14 protein-coding genes are annotated in these 20,080 nt (G+C 66.5%); 12 read left to right on the forward strand and 2 right to left on the reverse strand.

Features of this window, described 5'->3' with window-relative positions:
• Positions 1-310: 310 nt before the first annotated feature.
• On the forward strand, positions 311-646 hold the full coding sequence (gene cyaY / locus AC3WRR_RS31905; RefSeq protein WP_010812358.1) for an iron donor protein CyaY: 336 nt from the start codon (positions 311-313) through the stop codon (positions 644-646).
• A 72-nt stretch (positions 647-718) separates the two neighbouring features.
• Here cyaY and AC3WRR_RS31910 read toward each other — a convergent pair whose 3' ends face one another.
• Positions 719-3,094: a penicillin-binding protein 1A gene (locus AC3WRR_RS31910; protein WP_492299123.1), complete on the reverse strand. Its 2,376-nt coding sequence runs from the start codon at positions 3,092-3,094 to the stop codon at positions 719-721.
• 402 nt (positions 3,095-3,496) lie between these two features.
• On the opposite strand from AC3WRR_RS31910, the gene pilM reads away from it, so the two are divergent.
• From pilM to AC3WRR_RS31965, 11 genes are all read left to right on the forward strand, one after another.
• Positions 3,497-4,567, forward strand: coding sequence for a type IV pilus assembly protein PilM (gene pilM, locus AC3WRR_RS31915; RefSeq protein WP_037023846.1), 1,071 nt, complete (start codon positions 3,497-3,499; stop codon positions 4,565-4,567).
• A gap of 17 nt (positions 4,568-4,584) precedes the next feature.
• A complete protein-coding gene (locus AC3WRR_RS31920; protein ID WP_010812355.1) occupies positions 4,585-5,244 on the forward strand; it encodes a PilN domain-containing protein in 660 nt (219 codons plus the stop codon).
• Between the two features lie 2 nt (positions 5,245-5,246).
• Entirely contained in the window at positions 5,247-5,918 is a 672-nt protein-coding gene (locus AC3WRR_RS31925; protein ID WP_010812354.1) for a type IV pilus inner membrane component PilO, read from the forward strand.
• Positions 5,915-6,469, forward strand: a complete 555-nt coding sequence (locus tag AC3WRR_RS31930; RefSeq protein WP_010812353.1) for a pilus assembly protein PilP — start codon at positions 5,915-5,917, stop codon at positions 6,467-6,469. The genes AC3WRR_RS31925 and AC3WRR_RS31930 overlap by 4 nt, the downstream gene beginning before the upstream one ends.
• On the forward strand, positions 6,466-8,586 hold the full coding sequence (locus AC3WRR_RS31935) for a type IV pilus secretin PilQ (protein WP_010812352.1): 2,121 nt from the start codon (positions 6,466-6,468) through the stop codon (positions 8,584-8,586). The genes AC3WRR_RS31930 and AC3WRR_RS31935 overlap by 4 nt, the downstream gene beginning before the upstream one ends.
• Before the next feature lie 343 nt (positions 8,587-8,929).
• Positions 8,930-9,490, forward strand: a complete 561-nt coding sequence (locus AC3WRR_RS31940; RefSeq protein ID WP_211982343.1) for a shikimate kinase — start codon at positions 8,930-8,932, stop codon at positions 9,488-9,490.
• Entirely contained in the window at positions 9,487-10,593 is a 1,107-nt protein-coding gene (gene aroB / locus AC3WRR_RS31945; protein WP_010812350.1) for a 3-dehydroquinate synthase, read from the forward strand. The genes AC3WRR_RS31940 and aroB overlap by 4 nt, the downstream gene beginning before the upstream one ends.
• 48 nt (positions 10,594-10,641) lie before the next feature.
• Positions 10,642-11,778 carry a deoxyguanosinetriphosphate triphosphohydrolase gene (locus AC3WRR_RS31950; RefSeq protein ID WP_010812349.1) on the forward strand — a complete coding sequence of 379 codons (1,137 nt, stop codon included), beginning with the start codon at positions 10,642-10,644 and terminating at the stop codon, positions 11,776-11,778.
• 67 nt (positions 11,779-11,845) lie between these two features.
• Positions 11,846-12,571: a transposase gene (locus AC3WRR_RS31955; protein ID WP_439668331.1), complete on the forward strand. Its 726-nt coding sequence runs from the start codon at positions 11,846-11,848 to the stop codon at positions 12,569-12,571.
• A gap of 288 nt (positions 12,572-12,859) precedes the next feature.
• Positions 12,860-17,665, forward strand: coding sequence for a glutamate synthase-related protein (locus AC3WRR_RS31960; protein WP_492299126.1), 4,806 nt, complete (start codon positions 12,860-12,862; stop codon positions 17,663-17,665).
• Between the two features lie 120 nt (positions 17,666-17,785).
• A complete protein-coding gene (locus tag AC3WRR_RS31965) occupies positions 17,786-19,249 on the forward strand; it encodes a glutamate synthase subunit beta (protein WP_010812346.1) in 1,464 nt (487 codons plus the stop codon).
• 76 nt (positions 19,250-19,325) lie between these two features.
• On the opposite strand, the gene AC3WRR_RS31970 is transcribed toward AC3WRR_RS31965, so the two are convergent.
• Positions 19,326-19,865, reverse strand: a complete 540-nt coding sequence (locus AC3WRR_RS31970; protein WP_011616147.1) for a GNAT family N-acetyltransferase — start codon at positions 19,863-19,865, stop codon at positions 19,326-19,328.
• Between the last annotated feature and the right edge of the window lie 215 nt (positions 19,866-20,080).

Raw genomic sequence — 20,080 nt, forward strand, 5'->3', positions numbered from 1 at the left:
CGGCATGGCATCGGCGCGGCCCAGGCCCGGATCCGTCACGGTCGGCGGGGTCGGCTCGGGCGGCACTTTGGGCATGGTCAGCGGCCCGCGGATGCCGCATCCGCCCAGTAGGGGCATCGCAAGGGCGGCGGCAAACGCCGATACAATCGCAACACGACGCAGCATCGGGTCGTCCTTTAGGCTGTTGGCAAGGCGTTGGATGGTCCGACGCGCAACGGCCGGGCATCCGAAGGATTCTTAACAAAAAAGCCGTTCGCGCCACGTACGCCCGGTCCGGGCAGCGGCGGCAACGGCGGTCTCGGAGTTTAGCATGCCCCCCTTGAGCGAAAGCGAGTTCCTGGCCCTGGCCACGCAGGAGCTGGACCGCATCGAAGCCACGGTCGAGGCGGCCGCCGACGCGGCCGACGCCGATATTGAGATCAGCCGCACCGGCAACGTGATGGAGCTGGAGTTCGAGAACGGCACCAAGATCATCATCAACAGCCAGGCGCCAATGCAGGAACTGTGGGTGGCCGCGCGCGCCGGCGGCTTCCACTTCCGCCGCGACGGCGAGCGCTGGATCGACACCCGCAACGGCGGCGAGCTGTACGCGGCGCTGTCGGGCTACGTCAGTGAGCAGGCCGGCGCGGCCCTCACGCTGGGCTGACGCAAAGCCTGCCTGGCGGGCAAAAGAAAAGCCGGCCTCGTGGGCCGGCTTTCTGCTGTCTGGCGGCCGTGATCAGGCGCCGCCGAACATCTCCAGGATCTTCTTCTTCTCGGTCTCGGTGTCGGCCGGCGCGTTGGTCGACTCCTCCGGCTTGCCCGGCCACGGATCGCCCAGGCCCACCGAAGCCACCCCGGCGCCGCCGGCGTTCTCTTCGAAGGTCCAGTCGCCGCCCACCATCAGCACGCCTTCCGGCGCCGGGCGCTCGGGCGACTCCGGCACGCCCTTGAGCGCCTTGCTCATGTAGCCGACCCAGATCGGCAGCGCCAGGCCGCCACCGGTTTCGCGCACGCCCAGGCTCTTGGGCTGGTCGTATCCCATCCAGGCGATCGCCACCAGGTTGGGCGTGTAGCCGGCGAACCAGGCATCGACCGCGTCGTTGGTGGTGCCGGTCTTGCCCGCCAGGTCGTTGCGGCCCAGGCGCTGCTTGGCGCTGTTGGCGGTGCCTATGCGCACCACGTCGCGGAGCATGGTGTCGGCGAGAAAGGCGGTGCGTGCATCAAGCACGCGCACGGCGTCGGTGCCGGCGCGTTGCGGCTGGGTTTCGGAGATCACGTTGCCGCGCGCGTCCACCACCTTCTGGATCAGGTACGGGTTGACGCGGTAGCCGCCGTTGGCGAACACCGAGTACGCGCCCGCCATCTGCAGCGGCGTCACGGCGCCCGAGCCCAGCGCCATCGGCAGGTAGGCCGGGTGCTTGTCGGCCTCGAAGCCGAAGCGCGTGATGTAGTCCTGCGCGTACTGCGTGCCGATCGCGCGCAGGATCCGCACCGAGACCAGGTTCTTGGACTTGGCCAGCGCGCGGCGCATGGTCATCGGGCCCTCGAAGCGGCCGTCATAGTTCTTCGGTTCCCACACCTGGCCGCCGGTATCGGGGCCGATCGTCAGCGGTGCGTCGTTGATCACCGTGGCTGGCGAGAAGCCCTTTTCCAGCGCGGCCGAGTAGATGAACGGCTTGAAGCTGGAACCCGGCTGGCGCCAGGCCTGGGTCACGTGGTTGAACTTGTTGCGGTTGAAGTCGAAGCCGCCCACCATCGAACGGATCTCGCCGTCCTGCGGGTTGATCGACACGAACGCCGCGGCCACTTCCGGCAGCTGGGTCACCGACCAGTTGCCTTTCTCGTCCTGGGTCACGCGGATGACCGCGCCGGGGCGCATCTTCATCTTGGGTTGCGCGTTGGACGACAGCGACGGCGCGATAAAGCGCAGCGCCGAGCCCTCGATGGTTGCCACTTCGCCCGACAGCAGCGTCGCCTTCACCTGCCTGGCCGACACGCTGGTGACCACGGCCGAGCGCAGGTCGCCGCTGCCCGGGTGCTCGACCAGCGCATCGTCGATGGCCTGCTCGCGCTCGGCCGGGTCGGAAGGCAGGTCGATAAAGGCCTCGGGGCCGCGGTAGCCGTGCTTGCGCTCGTAGTTCATGATGCCGGAGCGCACCGACTCATAGGCGGCGTCCTGGTCCGGCTTGGTCAGCGTGGTGTAGACCGTCAGGCCGCGCGTGTAGGTTTCTTCGCGGTACTGCGCGTACATCAGCTGGCGCACGATCTCGGCGACGTACTCGGCGTGGGTCGAGAACTCGTTGCCCTCGGTGCGCACCTTCAGCTCGGCATGCACGGCCTGCTCGTACTGGTCGGGCGTGATATAGCCCAGGTCGCGCATGCGCTGCAGGATGTACTCCTGGCGCACCTTGGCGCGGCGCGGGTTGACCACCGGGTTGTACGCCGACGGCGCCTTGGGCAGGCCGGCCAGCATGGCGGCCTCGGCCGGCGTCACGTCGCGCACCGACTTGCCGAAATACACGCGCGCGGCGCTGTCGAAGCCGTAGGCGCGCTGCCCCAGATAGATCTGGTTCATGTACAGCTCGAGGATCTGGTCCTTGTTCAGGTTGGCCTCGATCTTGTACGCCAGCAGCATCTCGTAGATCTTGCGCGTGTAGGTCTTTTCGCTGGACAGGAAGAAGTTGCGCGCCACCTGCATGGTGATGGTGGAGGCGCCCTGCGACAGCCCGCCGCGCAGGTTGGCCAGCCCGGCGCGCAGCACGCCGACGAAGTCGACGCCGCCGTGCTCGTAGAAGCGGTCGTCCTCGATCGCCAGGACCGCCTTTTTCATCACGTCCGGAATCTCGGCGATGGGCACGAAGTTGCGTCGCTCTTCGCCGAATTCGCCGATCAGCACATTGTCCGCGGTATAGATGCGAAGCGGGATCTTGGGCCGGTAGTCGGTGATGGTGTCCAGCGAAGGCAGGTTGGGCGCGGCCACCAGCAGCGCGTAGCCGAGCAGCAGCGCAATCACGACGGCACCGGCGACAACCAGTCCGACCGCCCAGAACATGAGCCGCGTCCAGATCGGACGGCGGGCAGGGTGGGACGGCTTGTGTTGTGCGGTGGCCATAAGGGAAATACCTAGTCAGGGGTGCCCGGGATTATATCTTCCGGCATCGGCCCGCCCGGGCGTACAGTGGTGCGGGCGCCGCTATCGCGCTGTTACAAGATGTAATGTGGCGAATGCGTGCACGCACGGCGCTGTTGCGTGCAGCTAAAGGGGTGCGGGCAGGCGCACAAGCGCCCACGGAAGGGAACCCGACGACCGTGGGGTTTTGGCAACGGATTGGTGAGGGGCTTCTCAAAAAGAACTCGGCGCCAGTTCGGCACATTGCCACCGATGCTGGATTTTGTGAGAATCGACCAACATAAAAGAGCAAACGTTTCATTCAAGAAACAAGGCTCGCCCGATTAGAGCGTTCAAGCCAGGGGCGAGTTCAAAAGTCAGGGGGTCACCTTGCGTCGGGGCATTTTGTCGGGGCTTCTACGCCGGACTACGGTCGGTGTGGATATCGGGTCGTCCAGTGTCAAGGTAGTCGAGCTGTCCGTAGGGGGCAGCAGGCAAGACTATCGGCTGGAAAAATGCGCCAGCGAACTGCTGGACCGCAACGCCGTTGCCGATGGCAACGTCATCAATATCGAGGCCGTCGGGATCGCGCTCAGACGCGCGCTGGGCAAGGCCGGCATCCGTTCGAAGGACGTGGTGCTGGGCGTGCCGTCCATGCTGACGGAGTCACAGACGGTCAGCCTGCCGGACAACCTGTCCGACGACGAGTTGTATTCCCAGGTCGAATCCGAGGCGCACCGGCTCTATCCGCCGTCGCAGGCGGTCAACTTCGACTTCGCCGTGATCGGCCCCAGCGAGACCGAGGGCGGTATCGGGGTGCGCGTCACGGCGGCCAACAGCGACCGCGTGCAGGAGCGCGTGACCGCGGCCGAGATGGCGGGGCTCAAGCCCCAGGTCATGGATGTCGAGGAATACGCGGTGCAGCGCTCGATCGTGCAGATGCTGGGCGTGCCGCACGAGATGCCCGAGGCCGATGCGCGCGCGCTGCCGGTGGTGGCGGTGATCCATCTGGGCGGCAGCCGTTCCAAGGCGATCTTCTACCAGGGCTGGAAGGAACTCTACGAGCAGCCGCTGAACAGCTACGGCGACCAGCTCACGCAGAGTGCGGCGCGCATGTTCACCCTCGACGCGCTCAAGGCCGAGATCAAGAAGCGCAAGAACACGCTGCCTGAAGCCTGGCGCGCGCAGCTGCTCAAGCCGTCGCTGGATGCACTGGCGATGGAAGTGCAGTCCGCGGTCGGCAACTTCATCGCCAGTTCCAGCCTGGGCCGGGTCGACGAGATCCTGCTCTCGGGCGGACATGCGTCGCTGCTCGGCGTGCAATCGGCAATCCAGCACCAGACCAAGATCACCACCACGCTGGCGAACCCGTTCGCCAACATGGCGACCAACGCCAAGGTCAACGAACGCTACCTGCAGCGCGACTTGCCGGCGTACATCGTCAGTGCCGGCCTGGCCTTGCGCGGCCTGCAATAACGCACCGGAGGCATCAGATGTCTACGAACACACTGCCTTCGGTCAACCTGCTGCCTTACCACGAAGCCCGCAAGGCAGCACGCCGCAAGAAGGTCTATACGATGCTGGCCGGTGCCGCGGTGGCTGGCGCTGCCGTGGTGCTGCTGGGCGGCTTCTATATCGACGGGCGCATCGCTTCGGTGGTCGCGCTCAACCAGGTATTGAGCACTGAGAACGCCAGGCTGGACGGGCAGATCCGCGAGGTCAACAGCCTGAAGAAGGACATCGACGCGCTGCTGCAGCGCCAGAAGGCGGTTGAAAGCCTGCAGACCGAGCGCAACCGCCCGGTGCAGCTGCTTGAGGAACTGGTGCGGCAGGTGCCGGAGGGCGTCTACCTGACCAGCCTGAAGCAGACCGGCGAGGCCTTCACCATCGCGGGCGTGGCGCAGTCCAACGAGCGCATTTCCGAGCTGCTGCGCAACCTGAGCGGGGTGGCCTGGCTGGACAAGGCCGAACTGGTCGAATCCAAGGCCGTCACCATGACCAACAACCTGCGCGAGCAGCGCCGCTTGTTCGACTTCTCGATGCGCTTCGCGTACCGCGCGCCGGAAGCGGCGGCCGACGGCAAGAAGACCGTGCCGGGCGCCTCCGCACCCGCAGCCGCCCCAGTTCCCGCACCCGCAGCCGGAAAGGCCTGACCATGGCGCTCAATACTGAAATCAACCTGGCCGACCTGACCGGCCAGTTCCGCGGGCTCAACCTGAGCGAACCGGAGACGTGGCCGGCCGCGCCGCGTGTGCTGTTCGCGGTGCTGGCCGCGGCCGTGGTGCTGGTGCTGGGCTGGCAGTTCTACTGGAGCGCCAGGTTCGACGAACTCGACCGCCAGCGCCAGGAGCAGGAAAGCCTGAAGCAGGCGTACCAGTCCAAGGTGGCGCAGGTGGCCAACCTGGACGCACTGCGCGAGCAGAAGAAGCAGGTGGAGCAGCGCGTGGCGCTGCTGGAGCGGCAGCTGCCCAACAAGGCCGAGATGGATGCACTGCTGGCCGACGTCAATCACGCCGGTGTCGCACGGGGGCTGCAGTTCGAGCTGTTCAAGCCGCAGGGGGCGGTGATCAAGCCCTATTTCGCCGAGATCCCGGTGAACCTGCGCGTGACCGGGCGCTACCACGAGGTGGCGCAGTTCAATGCCGACGTGGCGGCCCTGTCGCGGATCGTGTCGATGCAGAACCTGCAGCTGGCCAATACCAAGGAAGGCGGGATGTCGATGGAGGCGGTGGCGATGGCCTACCGCGCGCTCGACCCGGACGAGCAGGCCGCGCAGCGCAAGGCCGCGGCAGCCGCTGCGGCAGCCAAGGCAGGAGGTGCCAAATGAGCCGCACCGCCCGTACCCGCAGCCTCTCCTGGACCACGGCGGCGCCACGCACGTTCGCGGCGGCGGCGCTGGCTGTCGGCCTGCTGGGCGCCTGCGGCGCCAGCGATGAAGACGCCTTGCGCCAGTGGATGGATGCCACCCGCAGCGCGCGCGCCAAGCCGCCCGAGCCGCTGCCCGACGCCCGGCCCTATGTGCCGCGCGAGTACGCCGCAGCCAAGGCGCCCGAGCCGTTCGCGCAGGCCAAGATCGGCGAGCTGAACAAGACGCTCGCGGATTCGCCCGAAGCCGGGCGGCGCCGCGAGCCGCTGGAGGACTACCCGCTCGAGAACTTCAAGATGCTCGGGATGATGAAGAAGCACGGGGAGACCTTCGGCATCGTGCGGGTTGATAACAAGATCCACCATATCAAGGTGGGTCAGTATCTCGGCCAGAGCTATGGCCGGGTGGTCCGCATCACCGATCAGGAGATCGTGCTGCGCGAATTGGTCCGGGAGGGGGTATCAGAGTGGAAAGAGAAAATGACCAGCCTGAAGCTGGAGGTGGCGGCATGACCCTCGCGCGCTGGTACCGTGCGCTCGCGGGCGCCGCAAGAATGGCGATGGCGCTGTTGCTGGTGATTGCCGCACCGGCCGCGCTGGCACAAAGCAACCGCATCAAGTCGGTTGACGTCAGCATGGTCGGGGAGCAGACCGTGTTCACGATCGAGCTCGAACGGCCGCTGGCGCAGAAGCCGGCGGACTTCACCACGCAGAACCCGGCACGGCTCGCGATCGATTTCTTCGATACCGGCTTTGCCAACCGGCGCGCGCAGTACGACTACGGCGGCAAGCTGGTCAAGTCAGCCAACGTGGTGCAGATCGGCGACCGTACCCGCGTGATCCTTGACCTCACGCGCAACGCCACCTATCGCACCGACCAGCGCGGCAACTACTTCGTGGTGGCGCTGGATAACGTGGCGCCGGCGCTCAAGAACGCTGCGCCCACGTTTGCGCCGGCTGCGACGCCTGCGGCCGCGGCGGCGCGGCCGTCGGTGCGCAATGTCGACTTCCGCCGCGGTGCCGATGGCGCCGGGCGCGTGGTGGTGGACCTGTCCTCGCGCGACTCGGGCATCAACATCGCGCAGCAGGGCAAGAATATCGTGGTCGATTTCCTCGGCACCACGCTGCCTGACAACCTGCGGCGGCGTTTCGACGTCAGCGATTTCGGCACGCCGGTGCAGGGCATGCACGCCTCGGACACCAACGGCAACGCGCGCCTGACGATCGAGCCGCGCGGCAACTGGGAATACAGCTCGTACCAGACCGATACCCAGTTCGTGGTCGAGGTGCGCCCGGTCAAGGAAGACCCGACCAAGCTGATCAGTGGCCCGGGCTACCGCGGCGAGCGCCTGTCGCTGAACTTCCAGAACATCGACATCCGCTCGCTGCTGCAGGTGTTTGCCGATTTCACCAACCTGAACATCATCACCAGCGAAAGCGTGCAGGGCAACCTGACGCTGCGCCTGAAGGATGTGCCGTGGGACCAGGCGCTGCAGATCGTGATGGATGCCAAGGGCCTGGCCTCGCGCCGCAACGGCAATGTGCTGTGGGTGGCGCCCAAGGCGGAGCTGCAGACCAAGGAGAAGCTGGAGCTGGAGTCGCAGCAGCAGATCAATGACCTGGAGCCGATCCGCAGCCAGGTGTTCCAGCTCAACTACCAGCGTGCCGAAGACGTGCGCAAGATGCTGCTCGGCATGGGGGCGGGCGGCGGTGCCGTGGCCGCCGTCAGTACCGCCGGGTCGGCGGGCGCCAGCGCGCGCATGCTGTCCAGGCGCGGTTCGCTGACGGCCGATGCGCGCACCAACCAGCTCTTCGTCTCGGATATCGCCAGCAAGCTGGAAGAGGTGCAGAACTTCATCGGCAAGATCGACATCCCGGTGCGCCAGGTGATCATCGAGGCGCGCATCGTCGAGGCCACCGACTCGTTCAGCCGCAACCTGGGTGTGAAGCTGGGCTTTGCCGGGCAGTACAACAACGCCCGCGTCGGCAACACGTACAACAACGTGCTGCCCGGGGCGACTTCCGACAACGGCCCGTTCCTGAGCCTGCCTGCCGGCGCCATCAACGGCACCAACCCGGCCAATATCGCGGTCAGCCTGTTCAACAGCGCCGCCACCAAATTCCTGGCACTGGAGTTGTCGGCGCTGGAAGCGGATGGCAAGGGCAAGATCATCTCCAGCCCGCGCGTGGTCACGGCCAACAACATCAAGGCGCTGATCGAGCAGGGTACCGAGCTGCCATACCAGGCGGCGACCTCCAGCGGTGCGACCTCGGTGCAGTTCCGCAAGGCCAACCTGAAGCTGGAAGTGACGCCGCAGATCACGCCCGAAGGCAATGTGCTGCTCGATGTGGACGTGAACAAGGACAGCGTCGGCATCCAGACCACTTCCGGCTTTGCCATCGACACCAAGCACGTGCAGACCCAGGTGCTGGTCGAGAACGGCGGCACGGTGGTGATCGGCGGCATCTACACCCAGACCGAGTCCAACGAAACCGACAAGGTGCCGCTGCTGGGTGATATCCCGGTGCTGGGCTACCTGTTCAAGAACAACGCCAAGGTGCGCAACCGCACCGAGCTGCTGGTGTTCCTGACCCCGCGCATCCTGAACGAGAGCGTGTCGCTCCGGTAGGGACATGGCGTCCGGAGGACGCCGGATACAGTAGACTGGCAGGCCGCATCGAGGGATGCGGCCTTTTTTTGCGCGCCGCGGGGGGCGGAGACGGCCCGGGACGGGCCAGCCATGTGGGCCATGCCGCATTCGCCACTTGCCGGCCGCGCCACAACATAAGAAGATGATGCAGTTCCCAACCGGGGAGGACGGCCCGCATGCCGCGCTCCCGAACGACAGTCCAGTGACAGCCTCAGCGACAGGCCCGGCGGCACAGCGCCAGGCCCAGGATCGGCGCGATGCCGATCGATCTGACTCCGAGCGACCGGAATCCGATCGACCCAACCTCTTTTTCGTCGGCCTGATGGGCGCCGGCAAGACCACCGTGGGCCGCACGGTGGCGCGGCGCCTGCACTATCCGTTTTTCGATTCCGACCATGAGCTGGAGGCCCACTGCGGCGTGCGCATCCCGGTGATCTTCGAGGTCGAGGGCGAAGCCGGCTTCCGCGACCGCGAGGCCGCGATGATCCGCGAGCTGGCCGCGCGCCAGGGCATTGTGCTGGCCACCGGCGGCGGCGCCGTGCTGCGCGCCGAGAACCGCGAGGTGCTGAAGGCCCGCGGCACGGTCGTGTACCTGCGCGCCAGCCCGCACGACCTGTGGCTGCGCACCCGCCACGACCGCAACCGGCCGCTGCTGCAGACCGAGGACCCCAAGGGCAAGCTCGAGGCGCTCTATGCCGAGCGCGACCCGCTCTACCGCGAGGTTGCCGACTTCATCATCGAAACCGGCAAGCCCTCGGTGGCGCAGCTTGCTAATATGGTGTTGATGCAACTTGAAATGGCCGGTTTCCCGATCGATCCCCCGCAGCCGGCCTCCGCGCCGCCGGAAGCGTCGGAGCCGCCGGCGCAGGACCCCAATCCATGATTACGCTTGAAGTCGACCTGGGCGAGCGCAGCTACCCCATCCATATCGGCACCGGCCTGCTGGACAACGCCGAACTGCTGCGCCCGCATGTACGCGGCCAGCACGCCGTCATCGTCACCAACGAAACCGTCGGCCCGCTCTACGCGGCGCGGGTGGAGGCGGCCCTGGCCGCGCTCGGCAAGACCGTGCGCACCGTCACGCTGCCCGACGGCGAAGCCTTCAAGCACTGGGAAACGCTGAACCGGATCTTCGACGCGCTGCTGCAGGCCGGCGCCGACCGCAAGACCACGCTGGTCGCGCTGGGCGGCGGCGTGGTGGGCGACATGACCGGGTTTGCCGCGGCCTGCTACATGCGCGGCGTGCCCTTTATCCAGATGCCGACCACGCTGCTGGCGCAGGTGGATTCGTCGGTGGGCGGCAAGACCGGCATCAACCACCCGCTCGGCAAGAACATGATCGGCGCGTTCCACCAGCCCAACGCGGTGATCGCCGACATCGACACGCTGCGCACGCTGCCCGCGCGCGAGCTGGCCGCCGGCATGGCCGAGGTCATCAAGCACGGCGCCATCGCCGATGCCGAGTACTTCGGCTGGATCGAGCGCAACATCAAGCCGCTGAATGCCTGCGACCCCGACCTGATGGCGCTCGCCGTGCAGCGCTCCTGCGAGATCAAGGCCGGCGTGGTGGCCCAGGACGAGCGCGAGGGCGGCCTGCGCGCCATTCTCAATTTCGGCCACACCTTCGGCCATGCGATCGAGGCCGGCATGGGCTACGGCGCCTGGCTGCACGGCGAGGCCGTCGGCTGCGGCATGGTGATGGCCGCGGACCTGTCGCACCGGCTGGGCTTTATCGACACCGAGACCCGCGCCCGCATCCGCGAGCTGACGCAGGCCGCCAACCTGCCCGTGGTGGCGCCGGAACTCGGTGCCGACCGCTATATCGAACTGATGAAGGTCGACAAGAAGGCCGAGGCGGGCAGCATCAAGTTCATCCTGCTGAAGCAGCTCGGCGAAGCGTTCATCACCACCGTGCCGGACGCTGACCTGCGCGCCACGCTCGCGCACGCCGTGCTCAAACCACCCACCGAGGCCCCGGTCGCCTGACCGATCGGTTATGCCTCGCCACCCCGCCCCAGCCACCGGACGCGCCGCATGACCGACTTTGAAAGCCATCTCGCCCCTTACGCCGCCCGCTCTGCGCAGACGCGCGGGCGGGTGCATGCAGAACCCGCATCGCTGTCGCGCAGCGAATTCCAGCGCGACCGCGACCGGGTCATCCACAGCACGGCGTTCCGGCGGCTCGAGTACAAGACCCAGGTCTTCGTCAACCATGAAGGGGACCTGTTCCGCACCCGGCTGACCCACAGCCTGGAGGTGGCGCAGATCGCCCGCTCGATCGCGCGCAACCTGCGCCTCAATGAAGACCTGGTCGAGGCGATCTCGCTGGCGCACGACCTGGGGCACACCCCCTTTGGCCACGCCGGGCAGGATGCGCTCAATACCTGCATGAAGAACCACGGCGGCTTCGAGCACAACCTGCAGAGCCTGCTGGTGGTGGACGAGCTGGAAGAGCGCTACGGCGGCTTCAACGGGCTGAACCTGACCTTCGAGACGCGCGAGGGCATCCTCAAGCATTGCTCGCGGGTCAATGCCTCGGCGCTGGGCGAGCTGGGCCGGCGCTTCCTGGAGGGCACGCAGCCGTCGCTGGAGGCGCAGCTGGCCAACCTGGCCGACGAGATCGCCTACAACAATCACGATATCGACGACGGCCTGCGCTCGGGGCTGCTGACGCTGGAGCAGCTCGACGAGGTGCCGATGTGGGCCCGCCACCGCGCCGAGGTGGCCGAGGTCTTCCCTGGCGTCAACGGCCGGCGCGCGATCAACGAGACGGTCCGGCGCATGATCAATACGCTGATCGTCGACCTGATCGAGACCACCAGCAGCAATATCGCCGCGGCCAATCCGCGCAATATCGACGCGGTGCGCGCCGCCGGCCCGCTGGTCGGCTTCAGCCCGCAGATGCATGAAGAAGCGGCCGAACTCAAGCGCTTCCTGTTCCGGCACCTGTACCGGCACTACCTGGTGATGCGCATGTCGGCCAAGGCGCAGCGCATTGTCGGCGACCTGTTCCAGGCCTTTATGTCCGATCCGCGCCTGCTGCCGCCGCAGTACCAGGCCAGCCATGGCGGCGACCAGTCGCGTCTGATTGCCCACTACATCGCGGGCATGACCGACCGCTACGCGATCCGCGAGCACCGCCGCATCTTCGCGGTCAGCGAAGGCAACTGACCAGCCTGCCGCATAAGTGGGGACGGATCAGGCTATGATGCGGGCATCAATGCTCGCATGACCTGTCATGGCACGCCTTCCCCGCTTTTCCCCCGCCGGTCTGCCCGCCCTGGTGTTGCAGCGCGGCAACAACCGCCAGCCCGTATTCCTGGGGCCGGACGACTACCTGCACTACCTCGACTGCCTGCGCATGGCCGCGCGCGAGCATGACCTTGCCGTCCACGCCTACGCGCTGCGGCCTAACCACGTGCACCTGGTGGCCACACCCAAGGAGTCAGACTCGCTGAGCCTGACCATGCAGGCGGTGGGGCGGCGCTATGCGCGCTACTTCAACCGGGTGGCCAGCCGCACCGGCACGCTGTGGGAAGGGCGCTTCCGTTCCGCGGTGTTCGATCCGGCCCGGTGGATGCTGCCGGCGATGCTCTATGTCGAGGGCAACGCGCTGCGCGCGGGCGAGGTCAGCGCCCCCGAGGGTGACCGCTGGAGCAGCTACCACCATCACGCCGGTATCGAGGCCAGCCCGTTTGTGAGCGACCACTCCGCGTACTGGGAGCTGGGCAATACGCCGTTCGAGCGCCAGTCGAACTACCGGATGCTGACCGCCGAGGGCCTGGCGGGCAAGACCCTGGAAACCCTGCGCGCCCATGCCCACAGCGGCTGGCCGCTTGGCGACGAAGCGTTCCTGGCCCAATTGGAGCGGCACGCAACCCGGCGCGTGCAACCGCTGCCGAAAGGGCGCCCCAAAAAGGTGCAAACGGCACCGGTGAATGCGTCAGAGCCGTCGCATAATTAATGTGTCCCCATTTAAATGGATCACCGAAACGGTGCGCAACTTAATATGATCTGACCCCATTTAAAAATTTTGCGAGGCGAACGCGATTCCCATATAGTTGCTCCACCCACAGTCATTGTGCGGCGCGTCACGCTCGTGTACGCCGCTGCGGCCCGCTGACAGCTTCGTCCCCATTTTCCGTCCCGCCGGTTTCCGGTTTGGGTGGAGGAATAAAGAAAACGAGAAAGCGCGCGGTCCCCGTTCCGGTACGCCCAGCCAGTTCGCGCAGCCTTCACCGGAATTCAGCCCGTGGACCAAACGAAAAATCTTTCGGCCCAAGCTCAGGCACAAGCGCAGACCAGCGAGTCTTCCCACGCCATTGACCTGCGCCCGCAAGCGCAGGGCATGTACGATCCCAGCAACGAGCATGACGCCTGCGGCGTCGGCATGGTCGCGCATATCAAGGGCAAGAAGTCCCACGAGATCATCTCGCAGGGCCTGAAGATCCTGGAGAACCTGGACCACCGGGGTGCGGTCGGCGCCGATGCGCTGATGGGCGACGGTGCCGGCATCCTGATCCAGATCCCGGACCAGTTCTACCGCGAGGAAATGGCCGCGCAGGGCGTGAGCCTGCCGCCCGCGGGCGAATACGGCGTGGGCATGATCTTCCTGCCGAAGGAACACGCCTCGCGCCTGGCCTGCGAGCAGGAACTGGAGCGCACGGTCCGCCTGGAAGGCCAGGTCGTGCTGGGCTGGCGCGACGTGCCGGTCGACGCCAAGATGCCGATGTCGCCGACGGTGCGCACCACCGAGCCGGTGATCCGCCAGATCTTCATCGGGCGCGGCCGCGACATCATGACCACGGACGCGCTGGAACGTAAGCTCTACGTCATCCGCAAGACCGCCAGCCATGCCATCCAGGCGCTCAAGCTCAAGCACGGCAAGGAATACTTCGTGCCGTCAATGTCGGCCCGTACCGTGGTGTACAAGGGCCTGCTGCTGGCCAACCAGGTTGGCGAGTACTACCTGGACCTGCTGGACCAGCGCGCCGTCTCGGCCCTGGCCCTGGTGCACCAGCGCTTCTCGACCAACACCTTCCCGGCCTGGGAACTGGCCCACCCGTACCGCATGGTCGCCCACAACGGTGAAATCAACACGGTCAAGGGCAACGTCAACTGGATCAACGCGCGCACCGGCGCGATCTCGTCGCCGGTGCTGGGCGACGACCTGCCCAAGCTGTGGCCGCTGATCTACCCGGGCCAGTCCGACACCGCATCGTTCGACAACTGCCTCGAACTGCTGACGATGGCCGGCTACCCGCTCGTCCACGCGATGATGATGATGATCCCGGAAGCCTGGGAACAGCACACGCTGATGGACGACAACCGCCGCGCCTTCTACGAGTACCACGCTGCCATGATGGAGCCGTGGGACGGCCCGGCCGCGATCTGCTTCACTGATGGCCGCCAGATCGGCGCCACGCTGGACCGCAACGGCCTGCGCCCGGCACGTTTCTACGTGACCGAGGACGACATCGTGGTGCTGGCTTCGGAAGCCGGCGTGCTGCCGTTCCCCGAGTCGCGCATCGTTGAGAAGTGGCGCCTGCAGCCGGGCAAGATGTTCCTGATCGACATGGAACAGGGCCGCATCATCGACGACAAGGAACTCAAGGACAACCTGGCCAACGCCAAGCCGTACAAGAGCTGGATCGACGCCGTGCGCATCAAGCTCGATGAGCTCGACGCCAAGCCTGAAGACGTTGCCGCCGAGAAGAAGCCCGTGGCCAAGCTGCTGGACCGCCAGCAGGCCTTTGGCTACAGCCAGGAAGACGTCAAGTTCCTGATGGCGCCGATGGCGCTGGCCGGCGAGGAAGCCACCGGCTCGATGGGCAACGATTCGCCGCTGGCCATCCTGTCGTCCAAGAACAAGACGCTGTACCACTACTTCAAGCAGCTGTTCGCCCAGGTCACCAACCCGCCGATCGACCCGATCCGCGAGAACATGGTGATGTCGCTGGTGTCGTTCATCGGCCCGAAGCCGAACCTGCTCGAGCTGAACAACATCAACCCGCCGATGCGCCTCGAAGTGTCCCAGCCGGTGCTGGACTTCAAGGACATCGCCAAGATCCGCAATATCGAGCACTACACCGGCGGCAAGTTCCGTTCGTACGAGCTGAACATCTGCTACCCGAAGGCCTGGGGCAAGGAGGGCATCGAAGCGCGCCTGGCCTCGCTGTGCGCCGAAGCCGTGGATGCGGTGCGTTCGGGCTTCAACATCCTGATCGTGTCGGACCGCCGCGTGGATGCCGAGCATGTTGCGATTCCCGCGCTGCTGGCCACGTCCGCCATCCACCACCACCTGGTGGAGAAGGGCCTGCGCACGTCCACCGGCCTGGTGGTCGAGACCGGCACCGCCCGTGAAGTGCACCACTTCGCGCTGCTGGCCGGCTATGGCGCCGAAGCCGTGCATCCGTACCTGGCGATGGAAACGCTGGCCGAAATGGCCCAGGGCCTGTCCGGCGACCTGTCGCCCGAGAAGGCGGTCAAGAACTTCGTCAAGGCGATCGGCAAGGGCCTGTTCAAAGTGATGTCCAAGATGGGCATCTCCACCTACATGTCGTACACCGGCGCGCAGATCTTCGAAGCCATCGGCCTGTCGCGCGAACTGGTGCAGAAGTACTTCCATGGCACCCCGTCGAATGTCGAGGGCATCGGCATCTTCGAAGTGGCCGAGGAAGCCCTGCGCCTGCACCGCGACGCCTTTGGCGACAACCCGGTGCTGGAAAGCATGCTGGACGCCGGCGGCGAATACGCCTTCCGCATCCGCGGCGAAGAGCATATGTGGACCCCGGACTCGGTCGCCAAGCTGCAGCACTCGGTGCGCGCCGACGACGGCAAGGGCGCCTACCAGACGTACAAGGAATACGCCAACATCATCAACGACCAGAGCAAGCGCCACATGACGCTGCGTGGCCTGTTCGAGTTCAAGGTCGATCCGGCCAAGGCGATTCCGCTGGAAGAGGTGGAGTCGGCCAAGGAGATCGTCAAGCGCTTCGCCACCGGTGCGATGTCGCTCGGCTCGATCTCGACCGAAGCCCACACCACGCTGGCGCTGGCGATGAACCGCATCGGCGGCAAGTCCAACACCGGCGAAGGCGGCGAGGACGAGAAGCGCTACCGCAACGAGCTGCGCGGCATTCCCATCAAGCAGGGCGATACCCTCAAGGGCCTGCTGGGCGACAACGTGATCGAACGCGACCTGGAACTGCAGGAAGGCGATTCGCTGCGCTCGAAGATCAAGCAGGTGGCGTCGGGCCGTTTCGGCGTGACCGCCGAATACCTGGCTTCGGCCGACCAGATCCAGATCAAGATGGCGCAGGGTGCCAAGCCCGGCGAAGGCGGCCAGCTGCCCGGCCACAAGGTCTCGGACTACATCGGCAAGCTGCGTTACTCGGTGCCGGGCGTGGGCCTGATCTCGCCGCCCCCGCACCATGACATCTATTCGATCGAGGATCTGGCACAGCTGATCCACGACCTGAAGAACGTCAACCCGGTGTCGGACATCTCGGTCAAGCTGGTGTCCGAAGTCGGCGTCGGCACGGTGGCCGCGGGCGTGGCCAAGGCCAAGGCCGACCACGTCGTGATCGCCGGCCATGATGGCGGCACCGGCGCTTCGCCGTGGTCGTCGATCAAGCATGCCGGCACGCCGTGGGAGCTGGGCCTGGCCGAAACGCAGCAGACGCTGCTGCTCAACGGCCTGCGCAACCGCATCCGCGTGCAGGCCGACGGCCAGATGAAGACCGGCCGCGACGTCGTCATCGGCGCGCTGCTGGGCGCCGATGAATTCGGCTTCGCCACCGCGCCGCTGGTTGCGGAAGGCTGCATCATGATGCGCAAGTGCCACCTGAACACCTGCCCGGTGGGCGTGGCCACGCAGGATCCGCAGCTGCGCAGGAAGTTCCAGGGCAAGCCTGAGCACGTGGTCAACTTCTTCTTCTTCGTTGCGGAAGAAGCCCGCGAAATCATGGCCCAGCTGGGCATCCGCAAGTTCGACGAGCTGATCGGCCGCGCCGACCTGCTCGACACCAAGCCCGGCATCGAGCACTGGAAGGCGCGCGGCCTGGACTTCGGCCGCATCTTCCACCAGGTCTCGCTGGGCGCGGACGTGCCGCTGTACCACACCGACGTGCAGGACCACGGCCTGTCGGCCGAGGCCGGCAAGGCGCTGGACCACGTGCTGATCGCCAAGGCCCGACCGGCGATCGAGAAGGGCGAGCGGGTCTCGTTCATCCAGCCGGTGAAGAACGTCAACCGTACCGTCGGCGCGATGCTGTCGGGCGTGGTGGCGCGCCAGCATGGCCACGAAGGCCTGCCTGACGATACCATCCACATCCAGCTGCAAGGCACCGCCGGCCAGTCGTTCGGCGCGTTCCTGGCGCACGGCATCACGCTGGACCTGGTGGGCGACGGCAACGACTATGTCGGCAAGGGCCTGTCGGGCGGCCGCGTGATCGTGCGCGCTCCGCATGAGTTCCGCGGCGACCCGACCCGCAACATCATCGTCGGCAACACCGTGCTGTACGGTGCTATCGCCGGGGAAGCGTTCTTCAACGGCGTGGCCGGCGAGCGCTTCGCGGTGCGCAACTCGGGTGCGGTGGCAGTGGTGGAAGGCACCGGCGACCACGGTTGCGAGTACATGACCGGCGGCACGGTGGTGGTGCTGGGCGGCACCGGACGCAACTTCGCGGCCGGCATGTCGGGCGGCGTGGCCTACGTCTACGACGAGGACGGCCTGTTCGACAAGCGCTGCAACACCTCGATGGTGGCGCTGGAAGCAGTGCTGGCTTCGGCCGACCAGGAGAAGGGCCAGCCCGAGGCTTCGTGGCACAAGGTCGACGGCAAGCGCCAGCTGGATGAGGTCATCCTGCGCAACCTGATCGAGCAGCATTTCCGCTACACCGGTTCCGAGCGCGCCAAGGCGCTGCTGGCCGACTGGACCACGGCACGCCGCAAGTTCGTCAAGGTCTTCCCGACCGAGTACAAGCGCGCGCTGGGCGAGATGTACGCCAAGGAACAGGCCGCCCGCGACAGCGACCGCGAAGCCATCGCGGCCTGAGCGAGCGCAACGCAACCACGCAGAGGGGCCGCGGCAGCCGCCGCGGCCCTGACAAGATTCTGACCCCACCGCAGGGCTGGCGACGCCGCCGGTCCCGCGCAGCATGACCAAGGACGCAACATGGGTAAGGCGACTGGCTTTCTCGAATTTCCGCGCCAGAACGAAGGCTACGAACCGGTAGTCAAGCGCGTGAAGCACTACAAGGAATTCGTGTTCGCGCTGTCCGACAGCGAAGCGAAGATCCAGGGTGCGCGCTGCATGGACTGCGGCATCCCGTTCTGCAACAACGGCTGCCCGGTCAACAACATCATCCCCGACTTCAACGACCTGGTGTACCGCCAGGACTGGAAGTCGGCGATCGAGGTGCTGCACCAGACCAACAACTTCCCCGAGTTCACCGGCCGCATCTGCCCCGCACCGTGCGAGGCCGCCTGCACGCTGGGCATCAATGAACTGCCGGTGGGCATCAAGTCGATCGAGCACGCCATCATCGACAAGGCCTGGGAAGAGGGCTGGGTCAGGCCGCAGCTGCCGCGCCACAAGACCGGCAAGACCGTGGCCGTGGTCGGCTCCGGTCCCGCCGGCATGGCTGCCGCGCAGCAGCTGGCACGCGCCGGCCATGACGTGACCGTGTTCGAGAAGAACGACCGCATCGGCGGCCTGCTGCGCTACGGCATCCCCGACTTCAAGATGGAGAAGACGCTGATCGACCGCCGCATCGAGCAAATGCAGGCCGAAGGCGTGACCTTCCGTCCGGGCGTGATGGTGACCGACGGCGAACTGCCGGCCGGCATCAAGAACTACGCCCGTGAAACCATCTCGGCCCAGGCCCTGATGGACCAGTTCGACGCCGTGGTGCTGGCGGGCGGCTCGGAAGTGCCGCGCGACCTGCCGGTGCCGGGCCGCGACCTGGCCGGCATCCACTTCGCGCTGGAATTCCTGATCCCGCAGAACAAGGAAGTGGCAGGCGACGGCGAAAACGAGATCCGCGCCGAAGGCAAGAACGTGATTGTGATCGGTGGCGGCGATACCGGCTCCGACTGCGTGGGTACGTCCAACCGCCATGGCGCCACCTCGGTGACGCAGTTTGAACTGCTGCCGCAGCCGCCGGAAGAAGAGGACAAGCCGCTGGTGTGGCCGTACTGGCCGATCAAGCTGCGCACCTCGTCGTCGCACGATGAAGGCTGCGAGCGCGACTGGTCGGTCGCCACCAAGGAATTCATCGGCGAGAACGGCAAGGTCACCGCACTGAAGGCCTGCCGTGTCGAATGGAAGGATGGCCGCATGCAGGAAGTCGAAGGCAGCGAGTTCATCCTGCCGGCCGACCTGGTGCTGCTGGCGATGGGCTTTACCAACCCGGTGGGTTCGATGCTGGAAGCGTTTGGCGTGGATACCGATGCGCGCAAGAACGCCAAGGCCTCGACCGAGGGCGAGCGTGCCTACCACACCAACGTGCCCAAGGTGTTCGCCGCTGGCGACGTGCGCCGTGGCCAGTCGCTGGTGGTGTGGGCGATCCGCGAAGGCCGCCAGGCCGCGCGTTCGGTCGATGCCTTCCTGATGGGTCACACCGAACTGCCGCGCTGATTCACCCCGGCAGGAACAAGAAGCCCGCCTGGCGCAAGCCGGCGGGCTTTTTGTCGTCCTCGCGCCGGCGCAGCGCTCAGTCGGCCAGCGTGCGCTCCATCAGCACCGCACTGGCGCCGTAGCTGGCCAGCTTGGGCGCATGGGCGGTGGCCGTGTGCGCCGCCACCGGGACGTATCCGAGCCTGTGCCACCACGGCGCCGCCGACTGCACCGCGATCAGCCGCGAACGCCGCAGCCCCGCCGCGCGCGCGGCCGCCTGTGCCGCGGCGTACAGGCGCGGCGCCAGGCCGGCGCCGCGTCCGGCGGGCGCCACCGCCATGTCGTGCACGAACCAGGTGAGGGCGTCCGGCGCGGCGCCATGGCGCCAGCCGTGGTCGAGCACGCCGTCCAGCGGCGGCAGCGTGGCTTCGGGCCAGGCGTGGGTAAAGAGATAGGCGGCAAGCGCGCCGGGATGTCCGGGATCGTCCGCGACCCAGCAGGTGGCGGGGGACAGCGCCAGCCGGCTTGCCAGCGCGGCCTGGCTCTCCAGCAGGACTTCGGTATAGCAGCTGGCTTGTACCGCCAGCACGGCCGGCAGGTCGGCTGTGACCATCGGCCGCACGGTGAAAATCGTCATCGGCCGATTATAGCCGGCGAGGTCCGTGCATCCTGGCCGCCATGGCGCGTTTGGCAAGGCCTGGCGGGGCCTTCAGGGTTCTCCCGGCTATGGTTTACGTGCCTGTGGTGCCCTGGGCAATGTCCTTACAATTTTCAAAAAACAACTAACGGAAACTGCCTCGCAAATCCTTTTTCCCCAGAACCAGCTTGCCGCCTCCTCAGGGGACCGGCCGG

It is taken from the genome of Cupriavidus sp. FW305-3-2-15-C-LB2, assembly GCF_058787575.1.

What these genes read in the sequence shown, in the direction of transcription:
- cyaY (WP_010812358.1), top strand. Translation starts at nt 311, where the DNA reads ATGCCCCCCTTGAGCGAAAGCGAGTTCCTGGCCCTGGCCACGCAGGAG.
- aroB (WP_010812350.1), top strand. Translation starts at nt 9,487, where the DNA reads ATGATTACGCTTGAAGTCGACCTGGGCGAGCGCAGCTACCCCATCCAT.
- AC3WRR_RS31970 (WP_011616147.1), bottom strand. Translation starts at nt 19,865, where the DNA reads ATGACGATTTTCACCGTGCGGCCGATGGTCACAGCCGACCTGCCGGCC.
- AC3WRR_RS31955 (WP_439668331.1), top strand. Translation starts at nt 11,846, where the DNA reads ATGGCACGCCTTCCCCGCTTTTCCCCCGCCGGTCTGCCCGCCCTGGTG.
- AC3WRR_RS31965 (WP_010812346.1), top strand. Translation starts at nt 17,786, where the DNA reads ATGGGTAAGGCGACTGGCTTTCTCGAATTTCCGCGCCAGAACGAAGGC.
- AC3WRR_RS31950 (WP_010812349.1), top strand. Translation starts at nt 10,642, where the DNA reads ATGACCGACTTTGAAAGCCATCTCGCCCCTTACGCCGCCCGCTCTGCG.
- AC3WRR_RS31930 (WP_010812353.1), top strand. Translation starts at nt 5,915, where the DNA reads ATGAGCCGCACCGCCCGTACCCGCAGCCTCTCCTGGACCACGGCGGCG.
- AC3WRR_RS31920 (WP_010812355.1), top strand. Translation starts at nt 4,585, where the DNA reads ATGTCTACGAACACACTGCCTTCGGTCAACCTGCTGCCTTACCACGAA.
- AC3WRR_RS31935 (WP_010812352.1), top strand. Translation starts at nt 6,466, where the DNA reads ATGACCCTCGCGCGCTGGTACCGTGCGCTCGCGGGCGCCGCAAGAATG.
- AC3WRR_RS31925 (WP_010812354.1), top strand. Translation starts at nt 5,247, where the DNA reads ATGGCGCTCAATACTGAAATCAACCTGGCCGACCTGACCGGCCAGTTC.
- AC3WRR_RS31910 (WP_492299123.1), bottom strand. Translation starts at nt 3,094, where the DNA reads ATGGCCACCGCACAACACAAGCCGTCCCACCCTGCCCGCCGTCCGATC.
- AC3WRR_RS31940 (WP_211982343.1), top strand. Translation starts at nt 8,930, where the DNA reads ATGGGCGCCGGCAAGACCACCGTGGGCCGCACGGTGGCGCGGCGCCTG.